Consider the following 21,075-nt stretch of genomic DNA (forward strand, 5'->3'; position numbering starts at 1 on the left):
CCTTGCGGGTCAGCGGTTGGCACCAGATCCTTTCGTCGCCGACCGAATTCTGACGAGACCAGACCTTGCATACTTTATTTGGTGTGTCCGGGATGCAAACTTCGCGTTTGAAGCCTGTGACAGGGTTTGTAAACATCCGACATGTCTTTTTGCTTGTGTCGTACGGTACGTTCGATTGGCATGCTGATGCAGAGGCGGCAATAGCCACAATAATTGCTATGCGGATCATGTATCTCCCCCGATTCACCAGCAGCTTCGCATCGATGAACAGTATTATCAATCGGCTGGGCTTGTCGCGGAAGATTATTAGGGACAATTAATATGTCTCGACACGTCACCTTCATGACCATCGACGATGCTGGGCACTATTCGCCAGAGCGCCGGGCAGAGATCATCGCCGCTTATCCCGAGCATGAGCGCGAAGCCCGTGCGCGGGGTATTCCGGTGCTGGGCTCCGGCCGCATCTTTCCGGTGCCGGAAGAGATGATCGCCTGCGAGCCGTTCAAATTGCCACGCTGGTGGCCGAGGATCGGCGCGCTCGACTTCGGCTGGGACCATCCGTCCGCCGCGGTCGAGCTCGTTTGGGATACCGAAGCCGATATCGTCTACGTCTCAAAGGCGCATCGCGCCGCCCAGCAGACGCCGGCGATGCAGGCGCTGGCGCTGAAAGCGTGGGGCGAGTGGCTGCCCTTCGCCTGGCCGCGCGACGGCCGCCGCGAAACGCTGGAAGGCGCCGGCGTGGCGCTGGCCAGGCAATATGCCGCCCACGGGCTGAACATGCTGTCGGGCCACGCCCGCTTTCCCGACGGCTCGGTCTCGGTCGAGGCCGGCCTGATGGACATGCTCGACCGCATGCAGTCCGGCCGCTTCAAGGTGTTTTCGACGCTCGGCCAGTGGTTTGAGGAATTCCGGTTGTTCCATCGCAAGAACGGCCAGGTGGTCAAGCTGCGCGACGACCTGATGGCCGCGACCCGCTACGGCGTGATGATGCTGCGCGAGGCCGTGGTCGACCCGGCGGAGTTCAAGGCGGCGAAACGGCCGGCGGGGCAGAGCGATCCGCTGGGGGCGTTTCGGTAACGAGAGCCGCCCTCTCACTTCGTCATACTCGGGCTTGACCCGAGTATCCATGCCGTGACCTTCGACGTCGAGTGCAGCGGTGCAGAATTCTGCAACCGTTGCAAAGGCTTAGCGTCACGGAATGGATCCTAGGGTCTGCGCTCGTCGCTCCGCTACTCGCTTCGCCCTAGGATGACGAAGAGGTGGGCGCCGAGCCCGTTTCGCGCTTCCAATCAACGCCGCGAACGCCGCGCCAAGTCCCTTCAAAACCCCAATCCGACAAAGCCGCGCCGCCGCTGCCGTGCCTGCGACCGGCCGCGCCGTGTCGTCCCCCAATGTCAGCGCCAGCCGTGCCGGAGCAGCCGATGGTCCATATCATTCCTCTCTTCATCGATCCGCGCCCGACAGACGCCGGCAATGAAACACGGGCGGCCGCCCCGCGGCTCGATCCATACTGGCAGGCGGTTGCCGAGCGCCACGAACAGCGCATGGCGCAGCAGCAGGCGTTCGACACCGAGATCGCGTCGCGCAAGCTGGATGGCGAGATCGCCGGCGCCGAGGCCGACACAGTGGCCAACGCGCCGGCCGATGGCGAAGGCTTGCACCACGCCATGTATGGCGAGGTCGACCGCCACACCGGCCGTGTCCTCGAAAAAGGCTGGTTCGACACGCTGTTCGACGGTTTCGTCAAACAGGCACCGCCCGAACTGCGCGCCGGCCTTGCCAGCCGCAAGGAGACGCTGCGCGCGGCGGGCTCCACGCGCATGGCGATGCAGCAGCTTGAGCGTCGTGCCCGGTATGAGCACGACCAGCTGTCGGCGGCGCAGGCCGAAGAGCTCGACAGCATCGCAAAGAGCGACCCCGACGACTACGCCACCTTCCATGCCTCCCGCCAGGCCGGCCTCGATCTCATCGGCAAGATGAACCTCGACCCTGAGCGCCGGCAAAAGGCCGAAGCCGCTTGGCGCGAAAGCACGGCAAGAACGCGCGTGGAAGCGCTGATCGTGCGGGATCCGAAGCGCGCGCTGGAGTTGCTGGGCGCGGCGATCGGTCAGCGGGGCAAAGTGGCGGCAAGCGCCCTGCGGCCGTCCGGGAACGGAGGACAAGAATAATGGAACGCGATCCCCGGAATGCCATGCTCCCAGACGACATCGACAACCAAATCGATGTCGCCGGCGATTTACCCGGCGCCAAGGATCAGTCCGACGCGCTCGCGCCGCTCTATGACAAGATCCGGCAGGCGCTGGACAAAACCGCGCCTGCGGAAGTCCAGCCCGTCGCGGACCAGCCCGTCGTCGCCCTGCTTGCCGATCTCTCACCCGAGACCATGGATGCGCTCTTGCGGCAGGCGCGTGCGACGAATCTATCCCAATTGATCGGCGCCCACTCCGACATCTCTCTCGCTTTTCAGAACGCGCCGAAGGCCTTTGCGGAAACCGGCAGCTATTCCGGCGTGATGCATGGGCCGGAAGACTTCGCATCCGTCTTCGGCGTCGAGGAAGGCGGCCGGCAATTCGCGAAACTCGACCAGCAGGTGAAGACGGGCAAGCAGGCTTTTGAAATGCGGGCCATGCCGAACCAGGAGATAAATAACCAACTCCTTGACGCGGCGGTTAGCTCGGGCCGTTTGCCGGAGGGCCAGTCACGCTACCGGATAACCGCCGCCGCGGCACGGCAGGTGCAGGAGGCCAGGCGGAACGACCCGGCCGGTGAGGCCGTCAAGGCGTTTCCGCAGGCGAACGACGCCTGGCGCGCCGCGGCCGCCGAGGGCTGGCGCGACCCTGCCACGGTCCAGAATGCGCTCGCCCTCACTATCGCCGCTCAGCACTATCTCGGCGTCGAGACCGTCCAGCCCGTGCCGCGATCGGTGTTGAAAGACCTTGGCGCACTACCGCTGCAAGCCATGTGGGCAGGGATGAACGGCCTGCTTGCCGGAACGGCGGATCCGATCGTTAAGGCGTCCGTCAAGCAGCAATTTGCCGAGGCTGGATTGCTTGGAGGATCGGCGTCGGGGGCGGCGATCTTCGGCCCGATGGCCGAGAAAACTCAAGCCTCGCGTGATCCCGCGGCAGGTGACGTCGTCGACAGAGCCAAAACCGCAACGCAGCCGGCAGGCCTAGACGGGACACCAAGCCACCTTTTTCAGACAAGCCCAGTTGGGACAGAGAACAGCGTAGCAGACCGGACGCGTCGGGAGGCCATAGTCGACCCCATGATGCTGTTCGACGTGCGCAAAGCTGTTGAGCTCGGTTTGGTAAACAATAACCAGGTCGAAAATTACACACCGACGCTCCGGGATAAGATCGGCAGCTTTTTGGTCGGCGATAGCGAGCGCGACAGCGTGTGGCGCAATATTGCGCGGTCGTTCGTTGGTTCTGAAGGCGGTGGTGAGGAGGGATTTTCCGTAGCCGACATCACGCCCGCAGGCGTTCTGTTTGCGGGGGACAAAGCTATCACCTCCGCACTTTACGGCAACTATGGCGACGCGGCCCTCAATGCTTTGGGGGCAATTCCCGCTGATCGACTGGCTGCCATAGGCCTAAAGCAGGCCGGCAAAATCGTCAGCCCCTTGGTCGATGAAGTGCCGCGGGTTTTGAAGTGGTCGGACGAACTAGGTGAGGGGGCCGAGACTCTCATCCGAGATGATGGCGGTAAGCTTGCCAAGTCGGCGGGTGAAGTTCTTCCTGAAGGAGCTGACCGTTACGAGGGAGTAGACGATCTATCTAAGCTTCAGCCGGACGCAGCAAGCGGCGAAGCAAAGACGCCGACCGGCCAGTTCTATAGTGTGGTATTCGAAACAAAGCTCGATTCTGGATTATATCCTAGCTTATCGCGCCCGCGCCATTTCCAGGCGGCCAACGAAGCCCTGCTGGTTCTGATGGAAAGAGAGCCGGATTTCGCGAAGATTCTGCAAGAAGCGGGGATTAACCTTCAGCGGACAAAGCGAGGACTTGTTCCTCGCAGGGCGCCTCCTGGCTACACGTGGCACCACGCACCGGAGCCAGGCGTTATGCAACTGGTCCCTAGATATCAACATGATCCTGGGACTATCTTCCAGAAAGCACTGCACCCGAATCGCCGAGGAGGATTTTCCTTATGGGGAAAATGACGAAGCTACTGGATATCGTGGGACGGCTTTCGGATTTCGACGAGGACGACACGATCTACGTCGCCGAGCCTTGGACGGAAGATTCCGATGCAATGGTTGCGACCGCGCCCGACGACAGTACGAAACCACCGAAGGCGGCGGCCAAAGCCGGTCTGACATATTTCATCGAAATATTCATTGCGATCGAATTCACCGAGGCGTGGGTTGAGTCTCAGGAGGCAGAGCCCAGCCTGTCGGCCATATGCCAACGGCTCATCGAATACGCCACCTATGATGCGTGAGGGGAAAATGTCGACCGATACGCGCTATGAAGGCAAGCCGCTGCTCAGACTGCTCGAGTTCTATGTGCTCGACGCGATTGGAGAACTCTCTCGAGAGTCCGAAGCGTCCCTGAACGCCATGGCGCCGAAACTGCAGGCCATCTATGGCGGCGACGGACGGTGGGAAGACGCAATTGCCCAGGCGCTTCACATGCCCGACACGATGCCGGAGGCAATCCGCGATATGTGGAAAAAGAACCTCAAAATCGCCCATGACAACAAGGTAACGCTCACGCCCCAGCAGTTTGCTGAAATGTTCGTGGACAACAACTTCGCGAATTGAGCGCTCTTTCTTTGATGCAATATTTTTATATATGGCCGAACGTCGCTGGTGGGCTTGGCGAACACACGGTTCTTGACCCGAGCGTCCATCGACCGATCGTGACCAGACTTCACTACGAGGTAGAGGGCTGGTTCGGTGATGTGATCGTCACGACATTCCCCTGTTTCCTTGTCACTGAAGAAACCCAGCGCGCGCTCCAGAAAATGGGCTTTTCAGGTGCGACGTTCGCCGACGCCGAGGTGACTATCTCGGAGGACTGTCAAGAGGATCAACCTGGGCTGGAACTGCCGCCTTTCGTCTGGCTGAAGGCAAATGGCAAGGCTGGCCGCGACGATTTCGGGATCGCTGCAGATTATCGCCTTGTCATATCGAAGCGCGTTCTTGACCTGCTCGAATCCTTGGGCATTCCGTTCGCGGTGATTGAGCCATACGATGGCTAGTCTAGCAGCAAATGGACCAGGCTTTGGAACGTGGTGACAGTGTTTCAGGTCGACCGAACGGAAATAGTGCACTGTCACCGTAATTGCCGCAATTGCTGAAATTCCGGTAATCCCGGCCCCTCCAGCGCCGATTCTGGCCTTCGGCAATGCCGGCAATCCTGGCCTCTCCAAAATGCTCAATCCAGAAAACGAGCGAACGCCGTCGACGACGCGCCTACGACCGGCTGCGCCTTGATCGCGATCCACCAAAGTCTAGCCGTGCCGGAGCAGCCGATGGTCCACGTCATTCCTTTCTCGGTTGGCGAGCGCCAATCCGATCCCGGCAATGCCGCGGCCGATGCCGCGCCGGCCGGGCCGCTCGATCCCTACTGGCAGGCGGTGGCCGATCACTACGAACGGCGCGTGGCGCAGCAGCAGGCTTTCGACACCGAGATCGCGGCGCGCCGGCTGGATGGCGAGATCGCCAGCGCCGAGGCCGATAGCGTGGCCAACGCGCCGGCCGACGGCGAGGGCCCGCACCACGCCATGTTTGGCGAAGTCGATCCGCATAGTGGGCGCGTTGTCGTGAAGGGCCGGTTCGATGCGCTGTTCGACGATTTCCTGAAACAAGCGCCGCCCGAACTGCACGCCGGTCTCGCCGGCCGCAAGCCTGCACTGCGCGCGGCCGGCTCCACGCGCATGGCGATGCAGCAGCTTGAGCGTCGCGCCCAGTATGAGCAGGACCAGCTGTCGGCGGCGCAGGCCGAAGAGCTCGACAGCATCGCCAAGGGTGACCCCGACGACACCGCCGCCTTCGACGCCTCCCGCCACGCCGGCCTCTATCTCATCGGCAAGATGAACCTCGACCCCGAGCGCCGGCAAAACGCCGAAGCCGCCTGGCGCAACCGCGCGGCGACGGCGCGCCTCGAGGCGCTGATCGCGCGCGATCCGAAGCGTGCGCTGGAGGTTCTGGGCGCTGGATCGGCGGCCGGTCGACAGGGCGGCAATCCGTCAACCGCTGAACAGGCGCAACCGTTCCCAAATTCGATCGCCCGGGACGTCGTTAAGCAGGCGGTTGCAATGCAGGTGTCAGGCGATCATCGAAGTTTCGGGATGGAAAAGATATTCTCGAAAATAAAGAATCAAAATTGAGACACGAGTTGATAAATCAATTGATATTGACGAGTGCGATGTTGGCTACAGGAAAAATATAGAATATTTAACGGCGGCGAAATTTTATCGATAGCTCGCCTATTGGCTCTGAAGGGTGATAAGCAAGATCTTGCGGTGTTACGTTCTTCACCACAAGCTTTTGAGTTTCGCCAGTTCCAGCAATTGTAATATGAGAGCGGCCATTAAAAAAATGGCAGCACTGCACCAAATTTGGATCATCGCCAAGATATTCCAGCGATAAATCGTAGGAGCCACCGAGCGGAAGAATTCCGATAACGAAATGATCGCCAAATTTTACATTGCATTCTTTCCGGCGGTCGCAATTCGCTGTTGCGTTGTACGCCTGGCCGAAGTTCGATTTGAAGTAAATATTTGCAATGTAGTCACCTGATATTGGCGGCGTGATTAGATGTGCGGCCATAGTAGCGTTTATAATACTAAGTAAATTCATGGTAATCTCCAATATCGGGTTTGAGCATGGTAGAAAACAAGATCAGCGTCTCGGAAGACTCAATCGAAAGGCGTGCATTGCCGCCCATTGGTGAGGTCTTGAGAATGGCTCGCATTACTACGTTATAGAGAGGTAAATTTCTGTAATCGGACTCAGTTGTAGAGCCCATTGAAGTGCGAAGGTCCGAAGCTGCTATCCCTCTTGCCGTTACCTATTTTTTCGGAACGACCGGGCAATTCGCTTGGAAATTGGTCCGAAAATGGCTTGGTCTTTCATGTTCCAGGTCAAGTCGAAACAGATGAAATTCTGGTCATCGTTTTTCTGGCACATGCCGTAAAAAATTATGTTGCTATTCACGCGCGTTCCAGAAATTACGCCGAGTTCACGTTTGTTGAGTTTGTAATATATATGATAATCGTCATCGTCATCGATGAACATTGCTTCAATTTCGTCGTATGGTTTTGCCGTGCTATTCGGTTTGTATTGTTCAAATTGAACGTCAGGGTAATTCTCTGGTTGAAACCGAGTTCCGTCCGCGGTTACATTCATGTGCTCAACCCTGCCATCGGTAAAGAACGAAGGAATCTCGATCTGGCTCCCGCCAGTCGTGGAAACGATCCATTTGACCAGTTCCTCGGCGACGGCCGGTGGTTCCGATAGCGCCAAAAGACCAAGTGCGAAGACGGCTGCTCTCATGGCGTGTCACCTCATTCCATTCTCTGCGGTAATCGACATCGTTATCGCAGAGCATTATGCCTGCACACCCATAGCGTGTGTCGGCGATAGGTTCAATTTCTGCGTAGCTGGTGGTGCTCGAAGGTCGCTGCATGGGACTCCAGAAATTACGGGGACAGCGCACCAATTCCCACGACGCAGTCCCATTCGCTGAAGTCGCCCTCGTTTTCACGCCGATGAACGAAAGATAGTTTACTTACACCGCGTCTCTATTCTTCTGGGACGATGCCCGGTAGCGGGTCGCCATTGCGGTTCAGCGCTACACCGTCTCGCACCACAACGACAAAAGCTTCGCGTTTGCTAGGATCAGGGTCGTTGGGAGCGCCGCGGAAAAACCGGACGGAATTGTTACCATTGGGATCATCCCATCGGAAACCGGGAGCGGATCGAGTAGGCGAACCAATCCAATCACTTGGTACCTTGTCGGGGCGCGTCTGGCCGTTGAATACGGCTTCGTTATCCTGCGCCAGAGCGTTATCTCCCGGTGCGGCTGCGCTGGTTGCAACAGCGAGCAATGCAAAGCCAATCCGTCTGAGGGTGCCTCTTGGTATCGGCTTACCTCTACGAATTGCATATTGCCGAAGTCCTCAACTCTCCAGATACCTAACTGAAATCGTCCGCGCCAGTGATTTGCCGGAATTGTCATTCTCCCGAGGTGATGACGGACGGATAGGCATCTGACGCTCGGATTGATGACGCAGGCCCTTCCATGCCCATCCGCATCGTCCCCGCCACGCTGCGGGACCTTTCCTACATCGCCGCTAATCTGCGCTCCGACGACCGGGCCGAGATCGACTGCCAGCTCGACCATTGGTCGCCGGCGCTTCTGGCGCTGACAGCACTTCAGGGCTTTGCCTATGTCGCCGAGCTCGACGGCAATCCGGAGGCCGGCTTCGGCGCCGCCGAGCAGCGGAGCGGGCTGTGGATCGCCTGGAGCTGGGGCACGCGCCGCATGAAGCGCTGCGTGCCCGGGATCAGCCGCTTCTTCCATGAAGTGCTCGGGCCTGAGGTCGCGGCCAGGGGTGCCTGGCGGGTCGAGGCGCGGGCGCTGGCCGGCAACGGTCTTGCCTTGCGCTGGCTGGACAGGCTCGGCGCCACGCAACGCTGCCGACTGCCGGCCTATGGCCGCAACGGCGAAGACTTCTTCCTTTATGACTGGACAAGAGAAAGCTGGAACCATGTGTCTCTTTCAAAAACCCCCCGAACTGAAACCGCTGCCGCCGGCGCCGACGATCAATGACAAGGACGTGCAGGACCGCGAGGCAGCGCTGCGCGCCGAGCTCGAGCAGCGCCAGGGCACGACCGCCACGGTCAAGACCGACCTTGCGCCAAGCGACCTCACCGGCCAGCGCCGCGTGCTCTTGGGAGTGTGACGCCATGACCGCGATGAAACGAAGCTTTCGCCGCCGCGTGCTCGACTGGTGGTACTGGCGCCGGCACGCGAGGCTGGTGAAAAGGCGGTGATTAGCCAATCTCCCCCCTCGGGGGGAGATGCCCGGCAGCCGGGATCGACACTGGGAATGGATGGTTGCCCATACGCTCGACTGGCCACGATAGAGTGCCGCATTCTATGCGAAAGCGCAGGGCGAGGCATTGGCCGCAAGACGAGGCATCTGGACAGGCTCATTCATTTCATATTGGGCTTGGCGAAAAAGCCGTCCTGACTGACTTAACCCGCTTTTAACTGCAAGTGGTTGATTTTACTACACAACGGTGCCGATCGTCGCAACCGACCTGGTTGCTCGTCGCCCGCCGACATCTTACGGTCTCATTGGACCCATCTATTTGGACATCACATAGGTTGCATTTCAGCGCAGGGTGAGGCATTGAAAATGAAAAAAGCCTTGGGGGGAACGGGTTTTATGCCTGATTGGCGTGGACAAGTGGTCCAAATGGCGTGGTTCTTGCCCAGTGTTGCCGACATTGATGCTGCTGCGGTTTTTAAGTCCGTCTGGGGCATAGAGCCAGATCAAACACAGCGTAATCGGGTGCCGGGTCCGGCTAATCCTTTTCTCAGCGTTGCGGCAGCGTCCAAAGATGCCCTTAACCTCCAAGCGCAGGTTTTGCCTGGGCGCTTAGATTTGATTGTTACAAGTGGTGAGGCTGAGAGCGAACCGCTCGGCATTTTGTTCGACTACAAGAAAACTCTTGGTGACTTAGTTCAAGCTGCTTCCGGTGCAGCGTTTGTCGAATCGGGAGTTATTCGTCTTTCTATTATTCTGACACTTCTGAAGCCGGTTGAAGGGAACTCGGAAGGAGCCGCTGAATTTTATAAGTCAGCCGGCTTTGACCCGAAGATTGAAAATGTATCCGATCTGATGTTTCAAATTAACGCTCGAAAGCGTATTGACGAAGTGCCGATTAATCGCATCATGCAAATATCGGTGGGGGCAGTTCAAGCTATGTTGCTACAAATGGGTCCGCAAGGAGCTCAGACGTCGCAGAATTCTGTGCGGTACGTAGCCAGAAGACACTACGACTTTAACACTGTCCCGGATGGGAAGCTCATTGAACCGGCTCGCATCGAGCCCATATTTAGTGGCATTGCGCAGGAGATCCTGCGGGTTGCGGCCACTGGTTCTATATCCGGCCTAAGGGGTTGAGTTATGCGCCATCGTAATTTTTTTATGCCATCCCAGGTCGGCTCGTTTTCCGGCGGCACTCGTTCCACACAAGAGCGTTCCGATAGTGCAGTCACTCCGTCGACGCGCGCGTTTTGGCCGTCTTTCACGACCGCAGAAGAAATATCGGACACTACTGATACGAAGTGCACGCCGACTGATTTTAGATACCATTGGCTTGAGAGCAATGCTTTCACGATGCCGGAGCGCCCGAATGGCGATCGCTCAATCCGCTTCGCCAAGCTGCTTGAGACAATTAGGCGAATGGCTAGGCTCCCGGAGCACGATGACTTCTACATCGATGCCAAGACGGCTGCTAATTCGGAAGCAATCGTGGCGGTTCTGTGGAACAATTTCGAACTTGATGCGCCGAAGATGTTCCCTCATGAGGGCGATTCATTAGTGCTGACCTGGGACTCCACCGTTCTCAAGAGACTGTTGACGATTGCGGACGAGGATCTCGATTTGCTCGAAATGAACAAAAAGTCCAAAGTTCGTTGCGAACAAGAGCTGTCATTCAAGAGCCCCGATGACTTAAAGAATTGGATTATGCAACTCGGCGGGTTGCCTTCGGCGAAGAGCGACATCAGTGCCGCAGATGTTCCCTAACGACCTACTCTGCCGATCCATACTCTTTCCGAAATCTTGGCCTAACGATGTCTTTGATATCGAAGCTTTGTTGCGGTTGGATTCCGTAGACAAGAACGTTCATGCGCTTTCGGTGGCCTCAAGGTATCTCCTGGAGACTGTCGATGGTGCGCATAAATATGGGTGTAGGGCGGCTGTTGCCGGCAATAAACGATTGGAAGAGAAGAATCAGCGTCCTCCCGCACCTGTTGCCGAAGCCATTCACTACCTTGGCTTCTACGACATGCGTTACGGGGCTGTAACTGACATTAGCCTCAACTATTACGAAATTCAGATCCGGTGGCGGTTTGAGAATGGTGAGGACGCCCATTTTCAAATCGAGCTTCACCCAAAATCGGGTGATTCCACGGAGAGGCAGCGCAAAGCGGAACGAGCTGCCGCGAGAGCACTGCTGGCGACATGTCTGGCGGGGCCTTACAGGCACATTTGCGCTTGCGACGAGGCATTCCGCCAGGATCTTGAGACCATTGAGATGACCGAGTTTGCATTTGAGCAGTTGGGAATGATTTGATCGGTCGCCTGATGTGGAATCGAATTGACCTAAGCCGTCCGGCGTTGAGGCTGACAACTAGGGGTTAAAGGTCGCTCCTCATTCAGCTTTGTGGCGCGCCCTTCTTCGCAAACGCCCACACCATCAGCGGGTACTCCTCGTCGTTGCTCAAATCCCGCCACACGCCATAAGCCCGTACCGGTCCGCCGATATGGGCCCTGGCGCAGGCCTTGTTGCCCCAGCCGAAGGCTTGCACGTCGTCCTCGGCGAAGCCGCCATCGACCATCAGCTGCTTCAGGCCGGCGGGCGTCCAGCGATTGTAGTCGTGCGGGCGCGCATGCACCCTGAACAGGAACGGCGTCGCCACCATCGCCCAGCCGCCCGGCCTGGTCATGGCGTGGATGTTGGCGACGGCGGCGTGCGGGCGCTGCACGTGCTCCAGCACCTGGTCGGCAATGACGATCGAATATTGTTCCCCGGTGCGATCCTTGCAGATATCGAAATCGGGGAAGTCGACCGAGCGGTAGTCGGGACACATCGCCCGCCAATAGCGGTTCCACCCCGGCGAGATCTCGATCACGTCGCGCGACTTTCGATTGGCCGCTTCGAGAAAGACCGTGAAGGCCTCGATCTGGCGGATGCGCAGCCAGTTGCGGCTGTCGTAACGAAGCAGCCGCTTCATGGCATGTTTGCCACGATTTTTCAGGGCGCCGGCAAGGCTTGTCATTCTCGACCTCCTCCTGCCCGCCGCGATGGCGTGTGTAGCACCAAGAAGTGCGCAAAAGATGACAGAACTGCCGATCTCCCCTTGGGGGGAGATTGGCGGCTTCGACGCCCCCGCCAAACAAGCGAGATCCCCATGACCGATTCCCGTGCCCGCGATATCCTGTCGCGCCAGGCCGAACTCGAGACCGAACGCGCCACCTATGAGCCCGTCTGGGAGGCGGTGGCGGAGTTCTGCGATCCGGATGCGCCCGACATCTGGTCGGGTCGCCGCACGAGCCGCGGCGACAGCCAGGCCGAGCGGCAGGAGCGGCGCGGCTCGCGCGTCTACGCCAACACCATCAACTCGGCCGCCAACCGGCTGGCCGCCGGGCTCGAAAGCCTGATCATCCCGCAGTCGGAGAAATGGCACGGCCTGACCACGGCCGAGATGGATGACGAGGAGACCGACGAGGAGAAGGAATGGGCCGAAGCGCTTCGTGATTTCCTGTTCGCTCTGCGCTATTCGGCCAACTCCAACTTCGTGCCGGCCACGCAGGCCTGCCTGAGGAACGTCGTGCGCTACGGCCCGGCCTATCTCTATGCCGAAGAAGGCTTCGGCGGCACGCTGATCCGCTATGCCTCGATCCCCGTGGTCGAAGGCTATCTGTCGCGCAACCGCTGGGGCCAGGTCGACATTTTCCACCGCCGCTACGAGCGCACGGCGCGCCAGGCGGCGCAGCTTCTGGGCTACGAAAAGCTTCCGGCGCGCATCAAGGCGCTGGTCGATGATCCGGCCAAATGCGAGGAGAAAATCTCGCTCATCCAGTGCGTCCAGCCGCGCGACGAGCGCCGCATGTACCGCCAGGGCGGCTCCTATCAATATCTCGACGCCGCCTTCGCCTCCTATCACGTCGTCGAGGACGAAGAAGAGATCGTGCGCGAGAGCGGTTTCCGCACCTTTCCGGTCTCGACCTTCAACTGGCGCCGCTATGAGGGAGACGCCTATGGCATCTCGCCGGCGATCGAGGCGCTGACCACGGTGCGCGAGGAAAACGCCGTGCGCCGCTCTGGGCTCCGCGCTCTGCAGCAGATCACCGATCCGCCGACGGCCTCGAAAGCCAGGCTCGATTATGTGCCGGTGCTCAATCCGGGCGAGAATTATCCGGGGCTCATCGACGACAATGGCCGGCCGCTGATCCAGCCGATCGCCACCGGGCAGAACCCGAGCTATGCCTTCGACTATGCGGCGAGCCGGGCGGAGGAAATCCGCGACATGATGTTCGTCAATCTGTTCCAGACCCTGGTGCAGAACCCGCAGATGACCGCCACCGAGGCGCTGATCCGCCAGGAGGAGAAAGGCGCGCTGCTCGGACCCTCCGGCTCGATCATCCAGGCCGGCTTTGCCGCCAATCTCGACCGCGAGCTGTCGATCCTGGAGGACAAGGGCCTCTACGACCAGGACAGCCGCTTCGCGCCGCCGAAGAGCCTGCCGGGCAAGACGGTGCGGCCGACCTTCACCGGTCCGCTCGACGTGCTGCGCCGCTCGGCCGAAGCCCGCGACACCATCCAGGTGGTGACCACCGCCATGCAGATGGCGCAGTTCGACCCCGGCATCATGGACAATATCGACGGCGACGAGGCGATCCGCGTCGTCCAAAGCGCCGGCCGCAGCCCGCAGCGCATTTTCCGCCGCAAGGACGAGGTGGAGGGTATGCGTGGCGCCAGGGCGCAAGCGCAACAAGCCCAGGCCGGCATGGCGGCGATCGCCGCCGCCGGCAAGGTGGCCAAGGATGCCGTGCCGGCCGCGGTGCAGGCGCGCGACAGCGGCCTGCTCGACAGCCTGCAGGGGATGTTGCAGGGCACTCAAGGTGGCGCGGCTGGCGGCGGCGCGACCGGCGCGCCAGGCGCGGGCGGGCAGGGCGCTGCACCTGCTGCAGGCGGCGGCGCATGACCCGCAAACGGTTTGCCCGTCCCTCCGACGCCGGCGGCCCCTTGGCCGCGCGCGAGGCGCTGACGAAAGCCTATCGCCGCGTCTTCTCCGGCGAGGATGGCGAACTGGTGCTGGCCGACCTCACCGCCACGACAGGCTATTACCGCCGCCCGTCCTATGGCGACTGGCTGGCGCGCACCAGGACGCCCGAAGGTTTCGAGCTGCACAGCGCGCTCTCCAACGCGCGCGCCGAAGTGGTGCAGCACATCATGGGGTTCCTGACGCTGGAAGAAGGCGACCTCGCGGCGCTGGAGAAGGCGGCGCGAGCGGAGGAGAGGTGAGGCGCCGAAACTGCCAATCTCCCCCCTCGTGGGGGAGATGCCCGGTAGGGCAGAGGGGGGCGCTGTCCCGCCGGCCTTGTAGTGTTTTCTCCAGACGCTTCGCCAGGATTTTTAGCTGAAGTCCGTTTCAGTCTCGGTCGTCGTAGGCGCTCTACGGCGCCCCCCTCTGTCCTGCCGGACATCTCCCCCACGAGGGGGGAGATCAGCTGTCACGGGCGCCGCGCCCTAACGAGCAACGCTCCAGCCGTCCCCACCTGCGCCACCGCCCGCGCCTCTCAAAGCCGCCTGCCAGGAAACCGCCAATGGTCCATGTCATCCCCATTCTGACCGGCGAGCGCCGGCTCGATACCGGCAATACGGTGCAATATCCGGACTCTTCACCGGTCGGCGAGGCTGTCGAGCAGTTCGGCGACCGCTGGCAGGCCGCCGCCGAGCGCTACGAGCAGCGCAAGGCGCAGCAGCAGGCCTTCGACACCGAGATCGCCGCGCGCAGGCTGAATGGCGAGATCGCCAAAGCTGAAGCCGACGCGGCGGCCAATGCGCCCGCCGACGGCGCCGGCCTGCACGACGCCATGTACGGCCAGGTCGACCCGCGCACCGGCCAGGTGGTGAAGACCGGCTGGTTCGACACGCTGTTCGGCAATTTCCTGAATCAGGTGCCGGACGACCTTCGCCCCGGCCTTGCCGCGCGCAAGGAAGCGCTGCGCGCGGTCGGCGGCCGGCGCATGGCGGGACAGCAACTTCAGCGCCGCAAGCAATACGAGCAGGACCAGGTGTCCGAGGTTCAGGCCGCCGAGCTCGACAACATCGCGCAAAGCGACCCGAACGACACCGCCGCCTTCGATGCCTCCCGGCAGGCCGGCCTCGATCTCCTCGCCAAGATGGGCCTGGACCCGCAAGCCAAGGCGCAGGCCGAAGCGGCGTGGCGCGACAGCGCGGCAAAGACACGGGTTGAGGCGTTGATCGCCAGGAATCCGCGAACTGCTCTCAATCTACTTGGGTTGAAAGATGCTCCCAGCAACGGAATCAACCCGCCTGAGCAGGGCATCGATGGCATCACCACCGGCTCTGTCAGGCAACCCGACAGCTCAGTTGTGTCTGACGAGAAAGAGGATCGCCTCCGCAAGGTGGACCCAAGCGAACGGGTAGGACAGGCATCTCTGGATCGTGTCCCGATCGACGTTCTGCTGGCCGAACTGTCGCCCGGTTCGTATGGCGATCTCGTTCGCCAGGCCCGCAGCGCGGATGCTGCAAGCTTCATATCCATGCATGCCGGCCTCAACACCGACGCGCAGAAGGCAAAGGCCGCCATAGACAATATGGAGCCCTATTCCGGCTCAAGACATGACGATGCCGAGTTCGCCCAAGTCTTCGGTGCGGAAGAGGGTGGAAACCGATCCAGGAACTTCAATTGGAGGGCGGATGTCAGCCCATATGTTGCCAATATGCGTGTTACGCCCACCAGCGAGGTAGACGCGTCGATCTTCGCTGCAAAACCCGTCCCGAACCGGTTCTCGCCGAAGCAAGATCCGGAAATGTACAAGCAGGACCAGGCACGCTTTGAACGAGATGAGAAGCGCTTTGAGCTCAATGCGGACGCCGCCGCGTTGGTCATCCAGCAAAGGCAGGTCGATCCGGCGGGCTATGCCCGCAAAGTCGCCCCGAGCCTCGATGCTGCCCTCAAGGATTTGTCGACGCCGGAGAATTTGCAGGCCGCCCTTACCCAGTCATTTGCGGCTCAGCGTCAGTTGGGAATCGCGAAGCCTCAACCGCTGCCGCAGTCCGACGCCGAGGGCTTGCTCAAGGCCTGGGGCGATTCACCTGATCCCGAGAAAGCGCGGCAGCAAGCGCTGGAGGCAATTGTCGACCCGAAGTGGCGCAAGGCGCTGGCCAAGCAGTTGGACGATATCGAGGCGACCCTGTCCGAGGCGCCAACCGCGCATAGCATGCAATCGAACACAGATCGCTCTGATAATGCCGATTCCGAGCGACCCGCAAAATTCGCGAAATCTATTTATTTGTCGTCGGCGGACATTCTTCGTTTGAAGAAGACGCTGATGACCGAATGGTTCGTCAAGGACGGGGACGACGAGGCCAAGGGTATCATCGACACGGTTCTAAATCGGTTGGCGTCAGAGCATTGGGGACACGATATTTCAGAAGTCGTCAATTCCTGGGCGCAATTCTCGGACGTTAACAGCAAAAACACTATTCCTCTTGGCCGAAATAATGTCGACCAACTGTCGGCCAATGATCCTCGCTTTACGAAGGCGTCAAAAATGGTCGACGAGTATCTGTTACAACGGGCAAGTGGTACGCCGTCTAAGGTTGGCGACAATCTGAACTATGCCAATCCGAAGGTTTCGGATGCGGCGAACCTCGTCTGGATCAATAAGCTAGATGGCCCGAGGCTTGGACAGCACTGGCACGGCACGACCGATGAAAATCAGCGGTACCGGCCTGGAGAGTTCGGCATCAATCTGCCCAAGGATTATTACCCATCGGCGAACTAGTCATCGAGAGCCTCGTAACAAGGCTGAGCGTCGTTGTGCTCGGCTTGCAGGCGACTTAAATATGATGACGTCGGATTGGCTCAGGTCGAGAGGTTCACGAAGGTGCGTTTGGTCTTGATCGCCTTTTTACTCGTGGGGCTCGATGTAACGCCGTCTGCCGCAATCACCCTTTCCGCGAAAGAGTGGAGCGCATTCTCTTGTGTCCTGAAGAAGGCTCGCAATCAAGGTAACCCGGACGTCGCGGCCGGATATGCAATCGACGAATGTCCGACTGAGGGTCTGAATGAAGCACAGAAGGAGCGCATCAGAGACTTAGTCACCCGCCGACTGATGAAGGAATATGGAATGACGTGCCTGGGGACAGGTTGCGGCCCGAAGTAGGCGAGAAGCGCCATTACGGTGCACTACGGTGCATTATTTCTCTTGATTGGTACCTTGCTGGAATTACGGAACTACGGGAATTACGGTGACAGTGCACCAATTTCCGTTTGCCGGGTTCCATGGCCTTGCTTATAGCCTGGTTGAAAGCTAAAAGTGCACTGTCACCGTAATTCCCGATGTCAACGGTCCAACGTCGTGGGAGCACAATCGAGATAACGTTGATCAAGTGCCGGTCGATGATGCTCGCTTTGCCAGGGCTTCCGCGCTTGTAGATAGACACCTAGCTGAGCGCATGGCCGGTGCTCCTTCAGTCGTAGGAAGCCACTTGCAACACGCCAATCCCGAAGAATCGACAAAGAACAATCAAGACTATATTTCTAAATTTGATGGACCTATATTGGGGAGACACCATCATGGAACGGAAAAATCACTTCAGCCGTATCGCCCCGCACCGTTCAATATATATCTACCGGAGGATTACTACCCCTCGGAGCAATGATCGACCAATATCGGCGTCATCGCCTGGGCGCGATACCCGACAGCGTCGCGGCATCAAGGTCGATAGTGGTATCCAAGTCTAAGGCGCGCATCCAAGGTCGACGAGTGTAAATCGAGTTTCGTCGCCATCATCGGTCCGAACCGTGTAGAACGCGTTGGGATCTGTTTCGGCGGGGCGCCAGGTGAAATTCTTGACGGCATCTGCATCGGTTAGAAACATATATGACCGCCTAGGGCCATAGATGAACGCTTGCTCGCCCTCATTTTCGCCTTTCAACTCAGCTGCGGTGGCTGGTTGCAGCTGATCCTTCTCCTTCGTGAAGAAGGCTTTGCCGAAACCTTGTCGGATTACGGTGGTCAGCGCCCCCGACTCAAGCGATTTGAAGAGTACGCCCTTTGGGCAGCTCTTCGACAAAGTTTCTGGCTGATCCAGGTCATCTGACCGGGCCGTGCCGCATGGCAGTGCAAGCAAAGCCAATGCGGCAATAACAAATGATCGCAATTGTATCTCCTGCGGTTGCATCTAGCGGGCACACCCAATGTCTTGAAGGGTGAAGTCCACGTCGCTGCCGTCATCCGTGCGAACAGTGTAGAATGTTGTGGATGCGGTTTCGGCGGGGCGCCATTGGAAGTCCTTGACGACTTTCGGATCCACCGCGAACATGTAGGAGAGCATAGGCCCGGCGATGAATCCATGCTCGCCTTCCTTTGTCACCACCTCTGCCGCCGTTGCCGGATCCAGTTGGCTGCAATCGTCCGAGAAGCATGCCTTGCCGGAGCCTTGTCTGATCACGGTCACGACAACACCTGACTCGTCCGCCTTAAAAAGCACGCCCTTCGGGCAGCTTTTGAACAGAGCTTCCGGCTGATCCAGGTCGTCCGTCCGCCCTGCGCCGCACGGCAGCGCAAGCATCACCATCGCGGCGAGAATGAGCGAGCGCAACGATGCCTCCTATGGTTGTGATTTGGAAAAAAATACTTACAATGGTTGTAGCTGGTTCTATCGACATGTCCAACCGAATTTCATCCCTGTTGGCAGGTCTGGCGAAGTATTACGGTGACAGTATTACGGTGACAGTGCACCAATTTCTTGTCGCCGGCGGCCTCGTTTGCGGGGTTTCACGGCTTTGCCGGTCTGTCCTGCAACCCGATCCAGAAATGTCTCGCTCCCAACTGGCGACCGATGCTCTCGGCTTTGCGCAATGCGTTGAAAGCTCTGACATCCGTATCGAGCAGATCGAACAGGCCGGCTGACGACGGCATTACGGTGACAGTGCACCAATTTCCTTCCGGTTCCAGCGGCGATCCGTGGCTAGAGTCCGCGCAAATCCACGACAAGACGCATCGGGCTGGTCTTCACACCTGGCGGCCAGCACTTGCGTACCGATCCGGTGAGTTGCTGGGCCGCTTGCGCAGCGGCCGTTGAGTGAGGTTCGTAGGATGTAACGGCGACCGACTTGACCTTGCCGCTCTCGTCCAATGTCACCTCGAAAACAACTTTGACGCGGTTGTCGATCGCCGCCGCCGGAAGCCGCAGGCAATCGCCTATGCGATTTTCAAGGTGCGTTGTCTCATTGGCGCTTGCCGGCATGGCCGCGACCAGCACCAGCAGCAATATCGTCATTATGCGCATTGGTCCCCCCGTAGATCGCGGCGACAATGCCTAATTCCTGCCCATGGCGCCAGCATCGCTGAAGCTGGCGCTGCCCCTTCGGGCACCTTCTCCCCGTGGAACGGGGAGAAGGCAAAGCCGGCGCGATCAATAATTGCCGTTGTAGTAGCGGTCGTCGCAGGGCGCGATGTAGATGCGGCCGTAGCGGTCCTGATATCGGCATTGCTGGTCTTCGCGGCGCTGCGGCGTGGTGGCTGAGCCGACGACGGCGCCGAGCAGCGCGCCGCTGGCTGCGCCGATGACCGTGCTCTTGGTGTTGCCGCCGATCGCCTGGCCGAGCAACGCGCCGCCGGCGCCGCCGACCAGCGCGCCGGTGGTGGCCCGTTGCTGGCCTTCGGTCTGCGTCTCGCAGCCGGCAAGCGCTGCGGTCATAAGCACCGCCAGAATGGCCTTCTTGATGATCATCACGAGAACTCCTCTGAAGCCCCGGGAACTGACAAGAGACTGAAAACAGGGGCGATTTCGCCCAAGTGCTGTTGCATTGCGGCTAAACGGCGGCGCGCCGGCTCACGAAGTGAATCACGGTTTCGCGGTCGTTGAAGACCATGGTTTCCAAACCGGAAAGGACGCGCGCGAACAACGGGTTAGCGCTGCTTGCGGACTCAATTTCATAGCTTTGGCCGGCTGGCGTCGTCGTAAGTGGGCGTTGGCCGACGAAAATTCCCCCCAAGAATGGAGAAATGACATGACCCGAGGACTTCCCCGGACCCTGGCGCGCGCCGCCGCCCGCGAGGCTGGCCTTTCGCCGCCCAAGCTTGGCCTCAAGGCCGTGAGCAGCGGGCAGGGCGGCGCTTACCGCACCGTCTTCACCTTCGCCGGCATGCAGGTGCCGGTCACCGACGCGCTCGCTTACGCCTCCCAGAAGATTTTCGACTTTGCCGACGGCAAGGTACGCATCAAGGGCGGCACGGCCAGGCTGCAATTCGCCGTGCTCACCACCCGAGCGTCGACCATCAACGACAATGCGGCGCTCACCTGGTCGCTGGGTTCGGCCGCGGCGTCCAGCGCCACGCTCGCCGGCACGATGGTCAATGTGCTGGCCTCGACCGGCCGCACGCTGGACGGCGTTGGCGCGGCACTCTCCTCGGCCTCCACGGCCGACATCGCCGCCGCCTCGACGCTCGATGGGACAACGACGCCGGTCGACCTCTATCTCAACCTGGCCTTCACCACCGGCACGGATATCGACGCCGACGGCACGCTCGCGGTCACCGGCACGATCACACTGCTGTGGGAGAACTGGGGCGACAACGCGTAGGCAAGCCCTCTATCTCCCCACAACAAGGCGCTGAGCCCCGCTCACGCCAAGGGGCGTCCCTCGGCCCAGAAGGTATCCACTTTCGCCCACCAGATTGCCGACTGTGGCCGAAGCCACGGCAGAAAATCCTCAGGGCGCGTCGCTCGATGCAGGTTGGAATTCTGCAGATCCTCGAGCAACCCGACGACCGCGGCTTCCCGCACATGGTTGTCGCCCTCGACGATCCAGCGTTCCACGACATCGAAAACGCCGTCGAAGCGACCGGTGTCGCCGGCGCTTAGCCTTGCGATCAGGTGTTCGGCCAATTGGGACAGCGCCAGGTAAAGCGGCGGGCTCTCCTCACCGCTCCATTCCTGCCGGAATCGCTCCCATTGCGCGCGAAAGGACGGTTCGGCCTGCAGGAGCGGCTCGAACATGTTCGAGGCGTCCAACGCAAAACTGGGCGCGTCATTTTTACCGGGCATGGCCGCTT

At 59.9% G+C, this 21,075-nt stretch carries 25 protein-coding genes; 17 read left to right on the forward strand and 8 right to left on the reverse strand.

Going from position 1 to position 21,075, the window contains the following annotated elements:
- Window positions 1-321: 321 nt before the first annotated feature.
- The 7 genes from AB6802_RS09430 to AB6802_RS09460 all read left to right on the forward strand — a co-directional run bounded on the left by AB6802_RS09430 (window position 322) and on the right by AB6802_RS09460 (window position 6,339).
- A complete protein-coding gene (locus AB6802_RS09430) occupies window positions 322-1,077 on the forward strand; it encodes a terminase large subunit domain-containing protein (protein ID WP_371009797.1) in 756 nt (251 codons plus the stop codon).
- Between the two features lie 344 nt (window positions 1,078-1,421).
- Window positions 1,422-2,168 carry a hypothetical protein gene (locus AB6802_RS09435; protein WP_371009798.1) on the forward strand — a complete coding sequence of 249 codons (747 nt, stop codon included), beginning with the start codon at window positions 1,422-1,424 and terminating at the stop codon, window positions 2,166-2,168.
- Complete coding sequence (locus AB6802_RS09440; protein ID WP_371009799.1) at window positions 2,168-4,165, forward strand: HNH endonuclease; 1,998 nt, start codon at window positions 2,168-2,170, stop codon at window positions 4,163-4,165. The genes AB6802_RS09435 and AB6802_RS09440 overlap by 1 nt, the downstream gene beginning before the upstream one ends.
- On the forward strand, window positions 4,162-4,446 hold the full coding sequence (locus AB6802_RS09445) for a hypothetical protein (RefSeq protein ID WP_371009800.1): 285 nt from the start codon (window positions 4,162-4,164) through the stop codon (window positions 4,444-4,446). Before AB6802_RS09440 ends, AB6802_RS09445 begins: the two co-directional genes overlap by 4 nt.
- Before the next feature lie 7 nt (window positions 4,447-4,453).
- Complete coding sequence (locus tag AB6802_RS09450) at window positions 4,454-4,768, forward strand: hypothetical protein (RefSeq protein WP_371009801.1); 315 nt, start codon at window positions 4,454-4,456, stop codon at window positions 4,766-4,768.
- On the forward strand, window positions 4,765-5,208 hold the full coding sequence (locus tag AB6802_RS09455) for a hypothetical protein (protein ID WP_371009802.1): 444 nt from the start codon (window positions 4,765-4,767) through the stop codon (window positions 5,206-5,208). The genes AB6802_RS09450 and AB6802_RS09455 overlap by 4 nt, the downstream gene beginning before the upstream one ends.
- Window positions 5,209-5,481: 273 nt before the next feature.
- Window positions 5,482-6,339 carry a hypothetical protein gene (locus AB6802_RS09460; protein ID WP_371009803.1) on the forward strand — a complete coding sequence of 286 codons (858 nt, stop codon included), beginning with the start codon at window positions 5,482-5,484 and terminating at the stop codon, window positions 6,337-6,339.
- A 67-nt stretch (window positions 6,340-6,406) separates the two neighbouring features.
- On the opposite strand, the gene AB6802_RS09465 is transcribed toward AB6802_RS09460, so the two are convergent.
- Both AB6802_RS09465 and AB6802_RS09470 read right to left on the reverse strand, forming a co-directional pair.
- Window positions 6,407-6,811 carry a hypothetical protein gene (locus AB6802_RS09465; protein ID WP_371009804.1) on the reverse strand — a complete coding sequence of 135 codons (405 nt, stop codon included), beginning with the start codon at window positions 6,809-6,811 and terminating at the stop codon, window positions 6,407-6,409.
- A 207-nt stretch (window positions 6,812-7,018) separates the two neighbouring features.
- On the reverse strand, window positions 7,019-7,507 hold the full coding sequence (locus AB6802_RS09470; RefSeq protein ID WP_371009805.1) for a hypothetical protein: 489 nt from the start codon (window positions 7,505-7,507) through the stop codon (window positions 7,019-7,021).
- Window positions 7,508-8,255: 748 nt separating this feature from the next.
- Here AB6802_RS09470 and AB6802_RS09475 point away from each other — a divergent pair.
- The 5 genes from AB6802_RS09475 (at window position 8,256) to AB6802_RS09495 (ending at window position 11,326) form a co-directional block, all read left to right on the forward strand.
- The gene (locus AB6802_RS09475) at window positions 8,256-8,786 is read left to right on the forward strand and encodes a hypothetical protein (protein ID WP_371009806.1); all 531 of its coding nucleotides are present in this window, start codon (window positions 8,256-8,258) and stop codon (window positions 8,784-8,786) included.
- 7 nt (window positions 8,787-8,793) lie between these two features.
- On the forward strand, window positions 8,794-8,919 hold the full coding sequence (locus AB6802_RS09480) for a hypothetical protein (protein ID WP_371009807.1): 126 nt from the start codon (window positions 8,794-8,796) through the stop codon (window positions 8,917-8,919).
- Window positions 8,920-9,378: 459 nt separating this feature from the next.
- Entirely contained in the window at window positions 9,379-10,149 is a 771-nt protein-coding gene (locus tag AB6802_RS09485; protein ID WP_371009808.1) for a hypothetical protein, read from the forward strand.
- A 3-nt stretch (window positions 10,150-10,152) separates the two neighbouring features.
- The gene (locus AB6802_RS09490; protein WP_371009809.1) at window positions 10,153-10,776 is read left to right on the forward strand and encodes a hypothetical protein; all 624 of its coding nucleotides are present in this window, start codon (window positions 10,153-10,155) and stop codon (window positions 10,774-10,776) included.
- The gene (locus AB6802_RS09495) at window positions 10,757-11,326 is read left to right on the forward strand and encodes a hypothetical protein (protein ID WP_371009810.1); all 570 of its coding nucleotides are present in this window, start codon (window positions 10,757-10,759) and stop codon (window positions 11,324-11,326) included. The genes AB6802_RS09490 and AB6802_RS09495 overlap by 20 nt, the downstream gene beginning before the upstream one ends.
- A gap of 82 nt (window positions 11,327-11,408) precedes the next feature.
- On the opposite strand, the gene AB6802_RS09500 is transcribed toward AB6802_RS09495, so the two are convergent.
- On the reverse strand, window positions 11,409-12,032 hold the full coding sequence (locus tag AB6802_RS09500; protein ID WP_371009811.1) for a class I SAM-dependent methyltransferase: 624 nt from the start codon (window positions 12,030-12,032) through the stop codon (window positions 11,409-11,411).
- Window positions 12,033-12,164: 132 nt separating this feature from the next.
- Between AB6802_RS09500 and AB6802_RS09505 the strand changes: the two genes are divergently transcribed.
- The 3 genes from AB6802_RS09505 (at window position 12,165) to AB6802_RS09515 (ending at window position 16,794) form a co-directional block, all read left to right on the forward strand.
- Complete coding sequence (locus AB6802_RS09505) at window positions 12,165-13,961, forward strand: portal protein (RefSeq protein WP_371009812.1); 1,797 nt, start codon at window positions 12,165-12,167, stop codon at window positions 13,959-13,961.
- Window positions 13,958-14,281 (forward strand): hypothetical protein, encoded by a 324-nt coding sequence (locus AB6802_RS09510; protein ID WP_371009813.1) that lies wholly within the window; start codon window positions 13,958-13,960, stop codon window positions 14,279-14,281. The genes AB6802_RS09505 and AB6802_RS09510 overlap by 4 nt, the downstream gene beginning before the upstream one ends.
- 302 nt (window positions 14,282-14,583) lie before the next feature.
- Window positions 14,584-16,794, forward strand: a complete 2,211-nt coding sequence (locus AB6802_RS09515) for a hypothetical protein (protein ID WP_371009814.1) — start codon at window positions 14,584-14,586, stop codon at window positions 16,792-16,794.
- Window positions 16,795-17,752: 958 nt separating this feature from the next.
- Here AB6802_RS09515 and AB6802_RS09520 read toward each other — a convergent pair.
- Window positions 17,753-18,175 (reverse strand): hypothetical protein, encoded by a 423-nt coding sequence (locus tag AB6802_RS09520; RefSeq protein WP_371009815.1) that lies wholly within the window; start codon window positions 18,173-18,175, stop codon window positions 17,753-17,755.
- Window positions 18,176-18,196: 21 nt separating this feature from the next.
- Window positions 18,197-18,616: a hypothetical protein gene (locus AB6802_RS09525; protein ID WP_371009816.1), complete on the reverse strand. Its 420-nt coding sequence runs from the start codon at window positions 18,614-18,616 to the stop codon at window positions 18,197-18,199.
- Window positions 18,617-18,627: 11 nt separating this feature from the next.
- Between AB6802_RS09525 and AB6802_RS09530 the strand changes: the two genes are divergently transcribed.
- Window positions 18,628-18,927, forward strand: coding sequence for a hypothetical protein (locus tag AB6802_RS09530; protein ID WP_371009817.1), 300 nt, complete (start codon window positions 18,628-18,630; stop codon window positions 18,925-18,927).
- A 58-nt stretch (window positions 18,928-18,985) separates the two neighbouring features.
- On the opposite strand, the gene AB6802_RS09535 is transcribed toward AB6802_RS09530, so the two are convergent.
- Together AB6802_RS09535 and AB6802_RS09540 are read right to left on the reverse strand one after the other, a co-directional pair.
- Window positions 18,986-19,297, reverse strand: coding sequence for a hypothetical protein (locus AB6802_RS09535; RefSeq protein ID WP_371009818.1), 312 nt, complete (start codon window positions 19,295-19,297; stop codon window positions 18,986-18,988).
- A 135-nt stretch (window positions 19,298-19,432) separates the two neighbouring features.
- On the reverse strand, window positions 19,433-19,750 hold the full coding sequence (locus tag AB6802_RS09540) for a YMGG-like glycine zipper-containing protein (protein ID WP_371009819.1): 318 nt from the start codon (window positions 19,748-19,750) through the stop codon (window positions 19,433-19,435).
- Between the two features lie 280 nt (window positions 19,751-20,030).
- Here AB6802_RS09540 and AB6802_RS09545 point away from each other — a divergent pair, with 280 nt between their 5' ends.
- Complete coding sequence (locus tag AB6802_RS09545) at window positions 20,031-20,603, forward strand: hypothetical protein (RefSeq protein ID WP_371009820.1); 573 nt, start codon at window positions 20,031-20,033, stop codon at window positions 20,601-20,603.
- A gap of 41 nt (window positions 20,604-20,644) precedes the next feature.
- On the opposite strand, the gene AB6802_RS09550 is transcribed toward AB6802_RS09545, so the two are convergent.
- Window positions 20,645-21,019 (reverse strand): hypothetical protein, encoded by a 375-nt coding sequence (locus AB6802_RS09550; protein ID WP_371009821.1) that lies wholly within the window; start codon window positions 21,017-21,019, stop codon window positions 20,645-20,647.
- Window positions 21,020-21,075: the final 56 nt, after the last annotated feature.

Source organism: Mesorhizobium sp. RCC_202 (assembly GCF_041355295.1).
Lineage (GTDB): Bacteria > Pseudomonadota > Alphaproteobacteria > Rhizobiales > Rhizobiaceae > Mesorhizobium.